Genomic DNA, 12,433 nt, shown 5'->3' on the forward strand with positions numbered 1-12,433 from the left:
GCGGCGCGCGGTGGCCCGGGCCCAGGGCCGCGGGCCCGCCACCGGCGACCTGCCGCGCGACGACGACCGGCCGCTGTACTGGGCGCGGCTGAGCCTGACCAGGGAACTCCGGCAGTGGAAGCCCACGTTCACGCTGTCCGGCGAGCGGCGGGCGGCCCTGCTGGACGCCCTGGAGCGCGGCTCGCGCGGCCAGGACTCCCTCGACTTCCCGGCCGGGCACAAGGTGAAGCGGGTGCTGGTCACCGGCTTCGACCCGTTCCAGCTCGACTCCGACATACGCCGCTCCAACCCGTCGGGCGCGGCGGCGCTCGCCCTGGACGGCACGGTGATCGACACGCCGTCGGGCCCGGCCCGCGTGGAGGCGGCCGTCTTCCCGGTGCGCTGGGAGGACTTCGCGCGGGGCACGGTGGAGCGGACGCTGCTCCCCCACTTCAGGCCGGGACCCCGCCGGGTGGACCTGTTCACCACCATCAGCCAGGGCCGCCCGGACCGCTTCGACGTGGAGCGGACCAACGGCGCCTGGCGCGGCTCCGGCACGGACAACGAGGGCCTGCGCGGCGGCCCGGGCCCGGTCCCCGTACCGGCCGGGATCCCGACCACGCGCCCGCAGCCGCAGTGGACGCGGACCACCCTGCCGTACGCCGCGCTGACGTCCGCCGCCACAGGCCCGTTCGCCGTCCACGACAACACCGAGGTCACCGAGGTCCCGGCGGGCTCGGACACGCCCGTCGACCGGCCGGACGGCCCGACGCCGGGGTCGGCGGCGCGCGCGGGCGGCGGGGGCGACTACCTGTCCAACGAGATCGCCTACCGGGCGACGCTGCTGCGCGACGCGACGCGGCTCACGGTGCCGGGCGGCCATCTGCACACGCCGGTCCTGCGGTTCGGCGCGGACAACGGGTCGCCGGACGGCCGCGTCACGGACCCGGAGTTCGAGCGGAACCGGCAGCGGATCACCGCGCAGGTCCGGGCGCTGCTCGGGGTGGCCGCGGGGACGCTCCGGCGGTCATGATGGGTGCATGATCATCGCAAGTGCGCAGTTCACGGCCCGGCCGGGCGACATCGAGGCGAACGTCGGGACCATGGCCGGGCTGGTCCGCGAGGCGGCCGGGAAGGGCGCCTCGCTGGTCGCCTTCCCCGAGCTGGCCGTCACCGGCTACGAGTTGGCCGCGGTCACCGCCGACCCCGGCCGGCTCGCGCTGGAGCCCGGCGACCCGCGGCTCGGCCCGCTGCGCGCGGCCTGCCGGGAGACCGGCACGGCGGCCGTCGTCAACTGCGCCGGGACGCCCCGGGAGGCCGGGGCCGGGCCGACGATCAGCGCGTTCGTGTACGGGCCGGACGGCGCGCCGGTCACCCGCTACGACAAGCGGCACGTGACGGAGAAGGAGACCGCCGCCGGCTTCGCGGCCGGCACCGAGGACGGCGGCCGGTTCGTCCTGGACGGCGTCCGGATCGGCCTCGCGATCTGCTACGACGTCGACTTCCCCGACATCTCCGCGCGCGCCGCGGCGGACGGCTGCGCGCTGCTGGTCGCCACCTCGCTCTACGGCAGCGACGGCGGCCGGGAGGAGCGGGAGCGGCTGTTCCCGGCGCTGGCCCGGGACCACGGGCTGCACGTGCTGCTCGCCAACCACGTGGGCCCCGCGGGCGATTACGTCGGCTGCGGCGGCAGCGGGGTGTGGGGGCCGGACGGCGGTCTCCTCGCCGCGGCGCCGGAGGCGGCGGCGGGCGTGGTGACGGCGGACGTGCCGCTCTGACGGCGTCCGGCCCCCGCGCGGGGCGTCAGCGGACGGAGAGGGTGACCTCGATGTTGCCGCGCGTCGCGTTCGAGTACGGGCAGACCTGGTGCGCCTTCTCGACGAGCGCGAGGGCGGTGGCCTGGTCCACGTTCGGGATGTGCGCCGAGATGGCGACCTTCAGGCCGAAGCCGCCCTCGGGCGTCTTGCCGATGCCGACCTCGGCGGTGACGGTCGAGCCGGAGATGTCGGCCTTCTCCTGGCGGGCGACGACGCCCAGCGCGCCCTGGAAGCAGGCGCTGTAGCCGGCGGCGAACAGCTGCTCGGGGTTGGTGCCGGCGCCGCTGCCGCCCAGCTCCTTGGGCGGGTTGACGACGACGTCGAGGTTGCCGTCATCGCTGGCGACGCGGCCGTCGCGGCCGTTCTCGGCGGTGGCGACGGCGGTGTAGGCGACGTCGACGGGCTGGATGCTCATGGGGGTGCTCCTGGAGACAGAGGGGGTGAAGGGAGTTCAGCCGGCGAGGGAGACGATCATCTTGCCGGTGTTCTCGCCGCGCAGCATGCCGAGGAAGGCGTCGGCGGTGTTCTCGATGCCGTGCACGACGGTCTCGTCCCGCTTGAGGGCGCCGGACCGGATCCAGCCGCCGACCTCCTGGAAGAACTGCGGCCGCAGGTGGTCGTGGTCCATGACGATCATGCCCTGGAGGCGGATCCGGTTCTGGATGAGCAGGCCGAGGTTGCGCGGGCCGGGCGCCGGCTCGGTGGCGTTGTACTGCGAGATGGCGCCGCAGATGGTGGCGCGGCCGTGCAGCCTGAGGGCGCCGATGGCCGCCTCCAGGTGCTCGCCGCCGACGTTGTCGAAGTAGACGTCGATGCCGTCGGGCGCGGCCTTGGCGAGCTGCTCGGCGACCGGGCCGTTCTTGTAGTTGAAGGCGGCGTCGAAGCCGTACTCCTCGACGAGGCGGCGCACCTTCTCGTCCGAGCCGGCGCTGCCGATGACCCGTGAGGCGCCCTTGAGCTTGGCGATCTGCCCGACCTGGCTGCCGACGGCGCCGGCCGCGCCGGAGACGAAGACGGCGTCGCCCTCCTTGAAGGAGGCGACCTCCAGCAGGCCCGCGTAGGCGGTCATGCCCGGCATGCCGAGCGCGCCGAGGTAGGCGGAGAGGGGGACGTCGCCGGCGTCGGCCTTGACGGCGTACTTGGCGTCGAGGACGGCGTGCTCGCGCCAGCCGAGGTCGTGCAGGACGTGGTCGCCGACGGCGAAGCCCTCGGCGCGGGAGGCGACGACCTCGCCGACGGCCCCGCCGGTCATCGGCTTGTCCAGCGCGAAGGGCTCGACGTACGTCTTCCGGCCGCTCATCCGGCCGCGCATGTACGGGTCCACCGACAGGTGCAGGTTGCGGACGGCGATCTGGCCCTCGGCGGGCTCGGCGAGCGGGGTCTCGCGGAGGGCGAAGTCGGCGGCGGTGGGGGTGCCCTGGGGGTAGGAGACGAGGTGCCAGGCGCGGGTGGTGGTCGGGAGCTGGGCGGACATCGGTGGGCCTCCTGCGTTGTTTCAGGTGATGCCATGTTGCTTCAGGTAGTGAAACAATAGTTCACCTAGATATTTTAGGTTGTCAAGCAAATGGGTACTCTTCCCGTATGGCCCCGCCGACATCCCGCCCCGACCCAGTGACCGTCGAGGTGGTCGAACTCATCGCGACCGTCGTCACGCGCTACCACGAGGAGTACGACGAGGCGGCCGGCCGGCACGCCCTCACCGGCGCCCAGGCCCGCCTCCTCGCCCTGCTGTCCCGCGAACCCCTGCCCATGCGCCGGATCGCCCGCAAGCTGAAGTGCGAGCCGTCCAACGTCACCGGCATCGTCGACCGGCTCGCCGCCCGCGGCCTCGTCGAGCGCCGGCCCGACCCGGCGGACCGCCGCGTCAAACTGGCCGCCGTCACCGCGGAGGGCCGGGAGACCGCGCGGCAGCTGCGGGAGGAGCTGGACTTCGCCCGGGAGCCGCTGGCCGGGCTCTCCGCGGCCGAGCGGGAGCTGCTGCGCGACCTGCTGCGCCGCGTGGTGGGCGGGATCCCGGACGGCGAGGACGGCCCGGACCCGCACGGGGACCCGCACCGGGACCCGCACTGAGCGATCCCGCCCGGCGCGAGCGCCCTCAGGGCACGATGGACCCCATGACCGCCGACCCCGCGCCGCCCTTCACTCCGCTGGACTTCCAGCTCGTCCTCCTGCGCCGGATGGCCGACCACCAGCCGGGCCTGGTGGAGGAGGCCCTGCGGACGCTGGACACCGGCCGCGCCGCCATGCGCGAGGCCAACCGGCGCTGGCAGGCCATGGTGCGCTCCCCCCGCGGGCGTGGCGCCGGCGCCCGCTACCGCTCCGTCCTCGGGCCGCCGGAGAGCGTCACCGAGCGCCGGATCGGCGACCTCACCGCGGAGGCCGCCATCTGGCCCGTGCCGCTCTGGCCCGACCTGCGGTTCGAGGTGCTCAGCGCGCCCGGCGGCGCCGTCTGGAACGAGTGGCTGGTCCGGGCGCCCGGCGCCGCCTCCCCCGTCCCACGCACCGTCGAGGAGTTGCGGCCCTGGTCGTGCACGGTCGACGAGGTGGCCCGCGCGTTCGCCCCCGCCCGCCCGATGGAGGGCACCGCGCCGACCCGCTGGCAGCTCGCCTTCACCGCCCCCGACGCCTCCGGGGCACGGCGGGAGCACGTGGCCGAGTTCACCTGGGGACTCTTCCAGCGGATGGTGCGCTGACGCCGCCGTCTCGTCCTTTCGGCCGAGGCGGGCGCCCGCGGACCGGCCTTTTAACCGAGGCGGGCCCCCGCCCGGCGTCCGTAGCGTGGGCGCGTCCCCTGCCCCCGTCCCGGACGGCGTCCCATGTTCCCCTCCCACCGCCCCGCCCTGGCCAGGACCGCGCTGCTGCTGGCCGCCCTGGTGCTGCCGGCGGCCCTGTTCGCCGGGCTGACCGGCTGCTCCTGGGGCGGGATCGACGACTCCAAGGCCGTCGGCACCCCGGCCTCCCCCGACGAACCCCAGCGGGTGCGGATCCCCTCCCTCGGCGTGGACAGCCCCCTGATCCGCCTCCGCACCGACCCGCACACCGGCCGGCCGGTGCGGCAGCCGCCGAAGGAGCACAGCGACACCGCGGGCTGGTGCACCGGCAGCGCCCTGCCCGGCCGCCCCGGCACCGCCGTCCTCGTCGGCCACCGGGAGGACGGCGGCGCCGGGGGCGGCGTCTTCCGGAAGCTCGGCAGCCTGCGCGAGGGCGCGGCGGTGGAGATCGAACGCGGCGACGGCAAGACGCTGCGGTTCACGGTGACGGCCGTCCGGACCATGGACCGCGAAGAGGCGTTCGCCACCCGGAAGGAGCACCCCGCCGCCGGCTCCACCGGCCCGGGGGAGCGGGCCCTGCGGCTCGTGACCTGCGTGGGCGACGACCCCGGCCGGGGCTCCGGGCACCGCGTCCTCGTCGTCGACACGGCCCTGCGATCATGACGGCCCGCCGCCGACCATGAGGGCGTGACGCCCCGGCCCCTGCTCGCCGCGCTGCTCGCGCTCACCGTGGTGGGCGGGGTGCTCGACGCCGTCAGCTACCTGGGCCTGGGGCACGTCTTCACGGCCAACATGACGGGCAACGTCGTCATCCTCGGCTTCTCCGCCACGGGCGCGGCCGGCTTCTCGGCCCCCGCGTCGTCGCTGGCCCTGGCCGGGTTCCTGTTCGGGGCGCTGCTCGGCGGCCGGTTCGGTACGGCGATGGCGGGCCGGTCCCGGCGGCTGTGGCTGGGCGGGGCGCTCGCGGCCGAGGCGCTGCTCACCGGCGTCGCGGCGGGGCTGGTGGCCGGCGTCCCGGGCGGAGAGGGCCGCCGCTTCACCGTGATCACCGTGCTCGCCGTGGCGATGGGCGTCCGCGTCGCGACCGTCCGCGCGCTGGCCGTGCCGGACATGATGACGACGATCCTCACCCGCGTCCTCACCGGCATCGCCGCCGACTCCCGGCTCGCCGGGGGCTCCGACACCCGGCTCGGCCGGCGGGTGGGCTCGGTGCTGGCCATGGCCCTCGGCGCGACGGCGGGCGGCTGGCTGCTGCTCCACCACGGCCCGGTGTGGCCGCTGGCCCTCGCGTCCTGCTGCGTGGCACTGCTCGCCGCCGGCTGCCTGGCGGCCGGCACCGGACGGACGCCCGGCACCGGCCCGCGGACCGGCCGGGGCGTCAGGCGAGCTCGGCGGAGAGGGTGATCGTCGTCCCGGCGAGCGCCTGGCTGACCGGGCAGTTCTTCTTGGCGTCCTCGGCCGCCGCGGCGAAGCCGGCCTCGTCCAGGCCGGGCACCTCGCCGCGGACCCAGAGGTGGATGCCGGTGATGCCCTCGCCCGGCTGGAAGGTGACGTCGGCCTTGGTCTCCAGGCGGGTGGGCGGGGTGCCCGCGCCGGTCAGACCGTGCGAGAGCGCCATGCTGAAGCAGCTGGAGTGGGCGGCGGCGATCAGCTCCTCCGGGCTGGTCTTCCCGTTGGCCTGTTCGGCGCGGGACGGCCAGGAGACCGGCTGCGAGCCGATGCCGGAGGAGTCGAAGGTGACGGTGCCGCTGCCCTTGAGCAGCTCGCCCTCCCAGACGGTGTGCGCGGTACGGGTGGTGGCCATGCGGTCCTCCAGGGGGTGACGGAACCGGCCGGGGCGCCGGCCCCGGAACGTGTGCTGAGCGATCGGACGGTACGGCCGTACGGCCATCGGGGCGATACCCCGTCCGATCATCCGGTTCCGTTCCCCGGCCGCCCGGCTCCGACACGCCCGTCCGGCGCCGGTGTGTTCCAGGCCACCAGGGCCGGCCTGTCGTGCTCGGTGCCGATCCGGCTGACGGTCCCGGTGTCCAGCCGGAACAGCGCGCCCGCCGAGGGCGGCAGGCCGAGCCTGCGGGCCGTCAGGACCCGCAGGAAATGGGCGTGCGCGACGAGCACCACGTCCCCGTCGTCCGCCGCCAGCCAGGGCGCGATCCGGGCCAGCACCCGGTCGGCCCGCGCGCCGACCTCGGCGGGCGTCTCCCCCGGGTGCCCGTCCGGGCCGGGGACCACGCCGTCGTCGAAGAGGAACCAGTCCGGACGCTCCTTGTGGATCTCGGCGGTGGTGATCCCCTCGTAGCCGCCGTAGTCCCACTCCCGCAGGTCGGGTTCGACGCGGACGTCCCGCAGGCCGGCCAGTTCCGCGGTGCGCAGCGCGCGGGCGCGCGGGCTGGCCAGGACGTGCGCCACCCGGCGCTCGGCGAGCAGCGGGCGGAGGGCCGCCGCCTGCCGCTCGCCGCGGGCGGTCAGCGGCAGGTCGGTCCAGCTGGTGTGGAGGCCGTCGCGGCTCCACTCGGTCTCACCGTGCCGGACGAGGAGCAGCTCACTCACCGGCGCCGCGCTCCTGCTGGTCCTTCTGCTCCTTGGCCACCGCGGCGCGCACCTCGTCCATGTCGAGCGCGCGGGCCTGCCGGATGACGTCCTCCAGCGCGGCCTCGGGGAGCGCCCCGGGCTGCGCGTAGACGGCGATGTTGTCGCGGACGATCATCAGGGTGGGGATCGAGGTGATCTGGAAGGTCGCGGCGAGCTCGGGCTGGGCCTCGGTGTCCACCTTGGCGAACAGCAGGTCCTCGTGGCGTTCGGCCGCCCGCTCGTAGACGGGGGCGAACTGCCGGCAGGGGCCGCACCAGGCGGCCCAGAAGTCGATCAGGACGAACCCGTGCTCCGAGACCGTCCCGTCGAAGTTCTCCTTGGTGAGCTCCACGGTGCTGCTCATGCGCGTCTACCCGCTTCCCTTCGGTCGGCCCGGTGGCAGGCCCGGTCGGTGATGGGCCCGGAAGCGGCAACCCGGGAGCGGCGCGCCCTATTCCGCAGCCACCGGATGGCCTACAGCCGCCTCCGCGGCGAACCGGTGTGACCGTGGTTACATCGTCGCCGGAGGTGCTTTTATATGACCGGCGACAGCCCACAGAGCGGTGGCAGACCTGACGACGAGCAGGTACGGACGACGACATCACGACGGCGCCTGGTGCTGGCCACCGCCGCGCTGGTCCCCATACTGGCCGCCGCCGGCCCCGCCCGGGCCGGGACCGCCGCGCGGGAGCTGACCACCGACCCCTGCCGGCGCCGCGCGCTGATCCACCCGGCGGCCACCAGCGAGTCGGACTGGGAGGACGTCATCGACGTCCTGGAGCACCGGGGCCGGCTGGCCGGCAACCAGGTCTACCGCATGGGCTTCCTCCGCCACGACCTGAAGGTCTCCTCGTACGGCTACCCCCTCCAGCCGAGCCTGGGCGTCGGCTCCTTCGTCTCCTTCCTCCGCTACGAGGACGGCAAGACGATGATGATGGGCGACATGGCGGTCACCGAGCGGGAGATGCAACGCGTCATCGACATCCTCGACGCGCGCGGCATCACGCAGACCGCGATCCACAAGCACCTGCTGGCCCACGAGCCGGCGGTCTGGTGGATGCACGTCCACGGGATGCACGACGACGCCACGTACCTGGCCGAGGCGCTCCGTTCGGCCCTGCGGGCCACCGGGACCCCGCCCGGCACCGGACTGCCCGTCAAGAAGCAGCTGGACCTGGACACCGCGGGCATCGACCGGGCGCTCGGCGCCCGGGGCGACACCGAGGGCGAGATCTACAAGATCGTCTTCGCCCGCAACGAGACGATCGTCGACCACGACCGGGTGCTGCCCCGGATGACCGGCTCCACCACCGCGATCTCCTTCCAGCCGGTCGGGCAGCGGAAGGCGATCATCAACGGCGACTTCGTGATGACCGCCCACGAGGTCCAGGACGTGGTCAGGGCCCTGCGGCGCGGCGGGATCGACATCGTCTCCATCCACAGCCACATGCTGACCGACGATCCCCGCCTGTTCTTCCTGCACTTCTGGGGCGTCGGCGACGGCGTCCGCCTGGCCCGCGGGCTGCGCGCCGCGGTGGAGCGGACGAACGTCTCGGCGGCGGCGGCGCTGGGCTGACGGCGGTCCCGGGTACGGGAAAGGGCCGCCTCGTCCAGCGGGCGGCCCTGACGCCCGCGGCGTGGCGGGCTAGATCGTTTTTTCGACGGATCGCTCGTGTGGGGCGGGTGGGATCAGAGGCAGCCGGCGCAACGGCGGTCTCCGGTCAGGTGCGAACGTCCCGCTGCTGCACTTCCTTGAGCACGTTCGCCACGGTCACGAAGTCGTTGTCCACATGGAGGACGGTGTGACCGTGATGCACCGCCGTTGCGCACACCAGCAGGTCGATGGCGGCCGCGGACCGGTGCTGCCCGTGCTGCGTGAGTTTGTACTGGGCGGTGTCGACCCAGCGCCAGGCGTTCTTCGGGACGGGTGAGAGCCGGCACAGGGCGTCCAGCTCTTCGGCCAGTTCGTCGCGGTGCACTGGGCCGGTGGCCGAGTACAGGAACTCGACTCTCGTGGGCTCGCAGATGTGGAACACCCCGGCGGCGATGTGCCCTTCCCAGGGGCGCAACGCTCCCGGGGTGCGGAAGAGGTGCCAGAGGGCGGAGGTGTCGAGGAGATAGGTGATCACTCGAAAGCCGCCTGCCGAGCCCGCTTGGCTGCCGCGTGCGCAGCTACTGCCGCCTCGAACTCGCCTTGCTCACCCCGTGCGGCCAGCTTTTCGGCGGCGTCGAGCCTCTTGACGCGGGCCACGTAGTCGCGCAGGGCCGCGTTGACGGTCTCCTTCTTGGTGGATGCGCCCATCAGCCGCATGGCTTCGGCCAGGGCTTCGTCGTCGAGGTCGATCTGGGTTACGGACATGCTGACCACCTCACTCAGCAACCAACTCTATGTATGCATCCAAGATACATCGCCAACATGCCGCTCCGGCCGAACAATCCGCACCGGCCACATCCTGAGATCGCAATTCAGCCACACAAACCACTACATGCGCCCCAGATCGATCAACTAGATCTTGTGCATGCACATACGGGCGACTCGGACGGCGTTCCGTCCCCGCCCCGTCCCCGCCCCGTCCCCGGGGACGACAAAGGGCCGCCACCGACGAGGTGGCGACCCTTCAGAGCGTGAAATCGCAGGCCAGAACGTTTGTTCACTCCTACCGCGAAGTGGGGCGGGTGGGACTCGAACCCACGACCGACGGATTATGAGTCCGCTGCTCTAACCGGCTGAGCTACCGCCCCGTTCACGGCGCGTCGCGCACATCTGTGCGCGCCGTCTGCCGCAGCATAGCCGCTCATACGATCTGTTGCCCCGGTGGGGGCACATCGTGTGACCAGCCTGACCTTGAGGACTTCGGGCGGGGCGCGATGGTTCCCGTCCGGCGGGAAATCCCGGCATGAAAAAAGGACCCCCGCAGGGGTCCTCTTCCCGATGGCTCCTCCGACTGGACTCGAACCAGTAACCTGCCGGTTAACAGCCGGCTGCTCTGCCAATTGAGCTACAGAGGATCGAGCTCCCCCGACTGGACTCGAACCAGTAACCTGCCGGTTAACAGCCGGCTGCTCTGCCAATTGAGCTACAGAGGATCGAGCTCCCCCGACTGGACTCGAACCAGTAACCTGCCGGTTAACAGCCGGCTGCTCTGCCAATTGAGCTACAGAGGATCGAGCTCCCCCGACTGGACTCGAACCAGTAACCTGCCGGTTAACAGCCGGCTGCTCTGCCAATTGAGCTACAGAGGATCGAGCTCCCCCGACTGGACTCGAACCAGTAACCTGCCGGTTAACAGCCGGCTGCTCTGCCAATTGAGCTACAGGGGACTGTGGCGTGCCTCGAATGCGTCTTCGTCCGGTCTCCCGGGCGGCGTGCGCTCGCTGCGAGACATACATTAGCGCAAGCAGGGGGGTGCTCCGCCAATCGGTACTCCCGGAGTGACCTCCGGGTACGCAGGGTAGGCGGCGGACACAGCCCGGCAGGGGCCCGCGAGGCCGCGGGTTCCACGGGATCCGAGGGAAGGATGGGGTGCGATGCGCTACCGGCTGACGTTCCTCGCCGGCGCCGCCACGGGCTACGTGCTCGGCGCGCGGGCGGGCCGCGAGCGGTACGAGGAGCTGCGCAAGGGGGTGCGGCGGATCGCGCAGAATCCGGCCGTGCGCAACACCGCGGAGACGGCGGCGGTGAACGGCAGGTCCCTGGCCGGCCGTGCGCTGGGCAAGGTGGGCGACCGGGTCCCCGGCTCGGTGAAGGAGCGGGTCCGCTCGCTGCGCGAGCAGCGGAGTCCCGACGAGGACGAGTGGGGCACCAGCAACACCTGACCGGATGCGGGCCGGCGGCGGCGGTTTGGCATCATCCTCGGCATGGGCATAGTCGCGGGGCTGGACAGTTCCACCGAGAGCACACGGATCGTCGTCTGCGACGCGGACACGGGGGCCGTGCTCCGGCAGGGGTACGCGCCGCATCCCCCGTCCGCCGCCGAGGGCGATCCCCAGGCGTGGCTGATCTCACTCGGCGAGGCCGCCGCCGGCGGGCTGCTGGAGGGCGTCCAGGCCATCGGCGTCTCGGCGCAGCAGCACGGGCTGCTCACGCTGGACGCCGGCGGCGTCCTCGTCCGCCCGGCGCTGCTGGGCAACGACAAGCGGGCGCAGCCGGCCGCCGCCGACCTGACCGACGCGCTGGGCGGCCGGGCCGCCTGGGCGGAGGCCGTCGGAACGGTGCCGCAGTCCGCCATGTCCGTCGCCAAGCTCCGCTGGCTGGCCAGGAACGAGCCCGAGTCGGCCACCCGCACCGCCATGCTGCTCCAGCCGCACGAGTGGCTGGTGTGGCAGCTGCTGGGCCGGCCGGCGCGCCGGACCACCGACCGGGGGGCCGCCTCGGCCACCGGCTACTGGTCCGCCGCCACCGGCCAGTGGCGCCCCGACCTGGTCGAACTGGCGCTGGGCCACCAGGCGGCGCTCCCCGACGTCCTCGCGCCCGCCGAACCGGCCGGGCACACCCCCGAGGGCCTGCTGATCTCCGCCGGCACCGGCGAGACCATGGCCGCCGCCTTCGGCCTCGGCGTGGGCCCGGGCGACGCGGTGATCTCGCTGGGCGCCTCCGGCTCCGTCTTCGCCGTCCACCACCAGGCGCTGAGCGACCCCTCCGGCACCATCACCTCGTTCGCCGACGCCACCGGCATGCACCTGCCCGTCGTCCACACCCTCAACGCCGTCCGGGTGCTGCGCGGCACGGCCGAGCTGCTGGGCACCGACCTGGCCGGGCTCTCGGAGCGGGCACTGCTCTCGTCCTGGGGCTCGTACGGGCTGGTGCTGCTGCCGTACCTGGAGGGCGAACGCACCCCGCACCTGCCGCACACCGCCGGGACGCTGGCCGGGCTGCGGCGCGAGAGCATGAAGCCCGAGCACCTGGCACGGGCCGCCTTCGAGGGGATGCTGTGCGGGCTCGCGGACGCGCTGGACGTGCTGCGCGGGCGCGGTGTCGTGGTGCGCCGGGTGTTCCTGCTGGGCGCGGCGGCGGAGCTGCCGGCCGTGCAGGCGCTGGCGCCCGCCCTGTTCGGGGCGCAGGTCGTCGTGCCCCAGCCGGCCGACTACGCGGCGCTGGGCGCGGCCCGGCAGGCCGCCTGGGCGCTGGGGGTGCGGAACGGCGTGCTGTCCCCGCAGGAGCCGCCGCGCTGGCCGCAGGGGGCCGGGCAGGCGTTCGATCCGGGTGAGGACCTGCCGTCGGGCCAGGCGGTGCGGCAGCAGTACGCGACGGTGCGCGAGCAGACGCATCCGGGGGCGTTCGGACAGTAGCGCGCG

The 12,433-nt window shown here is 73.6% G+C and carries 16 protein-coding genes and 6 tRNA genes; 9 read left to right on the top strand and 13 right to left on the bottom strand.

Features of this window, described 5'->3' with window-relative positions; genetic code table 11:
- Together JNW98_RS01375 and JNW98_RS01380 are read left to right on the top strand one after the other, a co-directional pair.
- A partial coding sequence (locus tag JNW98_RS01375; protein WP_223766174.1) for a pyroglutamyl-peptidase I occupies positions 1-1,012 on the top strand: 1,012 nt, incomplete at its 5' end.
- A 7-nt stretch (positions 1,013-1,019) separates the two neighbouring features.
- A complete protein-coding gene (locus JNW98_RS01380; RefSeq protein WP_223766175.1) occupies positions 1,020-1,757 on the top strand; it encodes a carbon-nitrogen hydrolase family protein in 738 nt (245 codons plus the stop codon).
- A gap of 25 nt (positions 1,758-1,782) precedes the next feature.
- Here JNW98_RS01380 and JNW98_RS01385 read toward each other — a convergent pair whose 3' ends face one another.
- The gene (locus tag JNW98_RS01385) at positions 1,783-2,211 is read right to left on the bottom strand and encodes an organic hydroperoxide resistance protein (RefSeq protein ID WP_223766176.1); all 429 of its coding nucleotides are present in this window, start codon (positions 2,209-2,211) and stop codon (positions 1,783-1,785) included.
- A 36-nt stretch (positions 2,212-2,247) separates the two neighbouring features.
- Entirely contained in the window at positions 2,248-3,270 is a 1,023-nt protein-coding gene (locus tag JNW98_RS01390) for an NADP-dependent oxidoreductase (RefSeq protein WP_223766177.1), read from the bottom strand.
- A gap of 107 nt (positions 3,271-3,377) precedes the next feature.
- Here JNW98_RS01390 and JNW98_RS01395 point away from each other — a divergent pair, with 107 nt between their 5' ends.
- The 4 genes from JNW98_RS01395 to JNW98_RS01410 all read left to right on the top strand — a co-directional run bounded on the left by JNW98_RS01395 (position 3,378) and on the right by JNW98_RS01410 (position 5,971).
- Positions 3,378-3,866: a MarR family winged helix-turn-helix transcriptional regulator gene (locus JNW98_RS01395; RefSeq protein ID WP_223766178.1), complete on the top strand. Its 489-nt coding sequence runs from the start codon at positions 3,378-3,380 to the stop codon at positions 3,864-3,866.
- Positions 3,867-3,901: 35 nt separating this feature from the next.
- On the top strand, positions 3,902-4,489 hold the full coding sequence (locus JNW98_RS01400) for a hypothetical protein (protein WP_223766179.1): 588 nt from the start codon (positions 3,902-3,904) through the stop codon (positions 4,487-4,489).
- A 123-nt stretch (positions 4,490-4,612) separates the two neighbouring features.
- A complete protein-coding gene (locus tag JNW98_RS01405) occupies positions 4,613-5,230 on the top strand; it encodes a sortase domain-containing protein (RefSeq protein ID WP_223766180.1) in 618 nt (205 codons plus the stop codon).
- 24 nt (positions 5,231-5,254) lie between these two features.
- Positions 5,255-5,971, top strand: coding sequence for a YoaK family protein (locus JNW98_RS01410; RefSeq protein WP_223766181.1), 717 nt, complete (start codon positions 5,255-5,257; stop codon positions 5,969-5,971).
- On the opposite strand, the gene JNW98_RS01415 is transcribed toward JNW98_RS01410, so the two are convergent.
- From JNW98_RS01415 to trxA, 3 genes are all read right to left on the bottom strand, one after another.
- Positions 5,946-6,371 carry an OsmC family peroxiredoxin gene (locus tag JNW98_RS01415; protein ID WP_223766182.1) on the bottom strand — a complete coding sequence of 142 codons (426 nt, stop codon included), beginning with the start codon at positions 6,369-6,371 and terminating at the stop codon, positions 5,946-5,948. The genes JNW98_RS01410 and JNW98_RS01415 overlap by 26 nt on opposite strands.
- A gap of 107 nt (positions 6,372-6,478) precedes the next feature.
- Positions 6,479-7,117, bottom strand: coding sequence for a histidine phosphatase family protein (locus JNW98_RS01420; RefSeq protein ID WP_223766183.1), 639 nt, complete (start codon positions 7,115-7,117; stop codon positions 6,479-6,481).
- The gene (gene trxA, locus JNW98_RS01425) at positions 7,110-7,502 is read right to left on the bottom strand and encodes a thioredoxin (protein WP_223766184.1); all 393 of its coding nucleotides are present in this window, start codon (positions 7,500-7,502) and stop codon (positions 7,110-7,112) included. Before trxA ends, JNW98_RS01420 begins: the two co-directional genes overlap by 8 nt.
- Before the next feature lie 174 nt (positions 7,503-7,676).
- Here trxA and JNW98_RS01430 point away from each other — a divergent pair, with 174 nt between their 5' ends.
- Positions 7,677-8,714 carry a DUF1259 domain-containing protein gene (locus JNW98_RS01430; protein WP_223766185.1) on the top strand — a complete coding sequence of 346 codons (1,038 nt, stop codon included), beginning with the start codon at positions 7,677-7,679 and terminating at the stop codon, positions 8,712-8,714.
- A gap of 145 nt (positions 8,715-8,859) precedes the next feature.
- On the opposite strand, the gene JNW98_RS01435 is transcribed toward JNW98_RS01430, so the two are convergent.
- The 8 genes from JNW98_RS01435 to JNW98_RS01470 form a co-directional block, all read right to left on the bottom strand.
- Positions 8,860-9,267 (bottom strand): PIN domain nuclease, encoded by a 408-nt coding sequence (locus tag JNW98_RS01435; RefSeq protein WP_223766186.1) that lies wholly within the window; start codon positions 9,265-9,267, stop codon positions 8,860-8,862.
- Positions 9,264-9,497: a type II toxin-antitoxin system VapB family antitoxin gene (locus JNW98_RS01440; protein ID WP_223766187.1), complete on the bottom strand. Its 234-nt coding sequence runs from the start codon at positions 9,495-9,497 to the stop codon at positions 9,264-9,266. The genes JNW98_RS01435 and JNW98_RS01440 overlap by 4 nt, the downstream gene beginning before the upstream one ends.
- Positions 9,498-9,806: 309 nt before the next feature.
- Positions 9,807-9,880: transfer RNA gene (locus tag JNW98_RS01445), tRNA-Ile, on the bottom strand.
- Between the two features lie 191 nt (positions 9,881-10,071).
- Positions 10,072-10,147, bottom strand: a tRNA-Asn gene (locus JNW98_RS01450).
- A 5-nt stretch (positions 10,148-10,152) separates the two neighbouring features.
- Positions 10,153-10,225 (bottom strand) — tRNA-Asn (locus JNW98_RS01455).
- Positions 10,226-10,230: 5 nt separating this feature from the next.
- A tRNA-Asn gene (locus JNW98_RS01460) sits at positions 10,231-10,303 on the bottom strand.
- A 5-nt stretch (positions 10,304-10,308) separates the two neighbouring features.
- Positions 10,309-10,381 (bottom strand) — tRNA-Asn (locus JNW98_RS01465).
- A gap of 5 nt (positions 10,382-10,386) precedes the next feature.
- Positions 10,387-10,459, bottom strand: a tRNA-Asn gene (locus tag JNW98_RS01470).
- A gap of 207 nt (positions 10,460-10,666) precedes the next feature.
- On the opposite strand from JNW98_RS01470, the gene JNW98_RS01475 reads away from it, so the two are divergent.
- Both JNW98_RS01475 and JNW98_RS01480 read left to right on the top strand, forming a co-directional pair.
- Positions 10,667-10,954 carry a YtxH domain-containing protein gene (locus JNW98_RS01475; protein ID WP_223766188.1) on the top strand — a complete coding sequence of 96 codons (288 nt, stop codon included), beginning with the start codon at positions 10,667-10,669 and terminating at the stop codon, positions 10,952-10,954.
- 42 nt (positions 10,955-10,996) lie between these two features.
- Complete coding sequence (locus tag JNW98_RS01480; RefSeq protein ID WP_223766189.1) at positions 10,997-12,427, top strand: FGGY family carbohydrate kinase; 1,431 nt, start codon at positions 10,997-10,999, stop codon at positions 12,425-12,427.
- Positions 12,428-12,433: the final 6 nt, after the last annotated feature.

Origin of the sequence: Streptomyces huiliensis (assembly GCF_020037025.1) — a bacterium.
Lineage (GTDB): Bacteria > Actinomycetota > Actinomycetes > Streptomycetales > Streptomycetaceae > Streptomyces > Streptomyces huiliensis.

What these genes read in the sequence shown, in the direction of transcription:
- JNW98_RS01380 (WP_223766175.1), top strand. Translation starts at nt 1,020, where the DNA reads ATGATCATCGCAAGTGCGCAGTTCACGGCCCGGCCGGGCGACATCGAG.
- JNW98_RS01385 (WP_223766176.1), bottom strand. Translation starts at nt 2,211, where the DNA reads ATGAGCATCCAGCCCGTCGACGTCGCCTACACCGCCGTCGCCACCGCC.
- JNW98_RS01390 (WP_223766177.1), bottom strand. Translation starts at nt 3,270, where the DNA reads ATGTCCGCCCAGCTCCCGACCACCACCCGCGCCTGGCACCTCGTCTCC.
- JNW98_RS01395 (WP_223766178.1), top strand. Translation starts at nt 3,378, where the DNA reads ATGGCCCCGCCGACATCCCGCCCCGACCCAGTGACCGTCGAGGTGGTC.
- JNW98_RS01400 (WP_223766179.1), top strand. Translation starts at nt 3,902, where the DNA reads ATGGACCCCATGACCGCCGACCCCGCGCCGCCCTTCACTCCGCTGGAC.
- JNW98_RS01405 (WP_223766180.1), top strand. Translation starts at nt 4,613, where the DNA reads ATGTTCCCCTCCCACCGCCCCGCCCTGGCCAGGACCGCGCTGCTGCTG.
- JNW98_RS01415 (WP_223766182.1), bottom strand. Translation starts at nt 6,371, where the DNA reads ATGGCCACCACCCGTACCGCGCACACCGTCTGGGAGGGCGAGCTGCTC.
- trxA (WP_223766184.1), bottom strand. Translation starts at nt 7,502, where the DNA reads ATGAGCAGCACCGTGGAGCTCACCAAGGAGAACTTCGACGGGACGGTC.
- JNW98_RS01430 (WP_223766185.1), top strand. Translation starts at nt 7,677, where the DNA reads ATGACCGGCGACAGCCCACAGAGCGGTGGCAGACCTGACGACGAGCAG.
- JNW98_RS01440 (WP_223766187.1), bottom strand. Translation starts at nt 9,497, where the DNA reads ATGTCCGTAACCCAGATCGACCTCGACGACGAAGCCCTGGCCGAAGCC.
- JNW98_RS01475 (WP_223766188.1), top strand. Translation starts at nt 10,667, where the DNA reads ATGCGCTACCGGCTGACGTTCCTCGCCGGCGCCGCCACGGGCTACGTG.
- JNW98_RS01480 (WP_223766189.1), top strand. Translation starts at nt 10,997, where the DNA reads ATGGGCATAGTCGCGGGGCTGGACAGTTCCACCGAGAGCACACGGATC.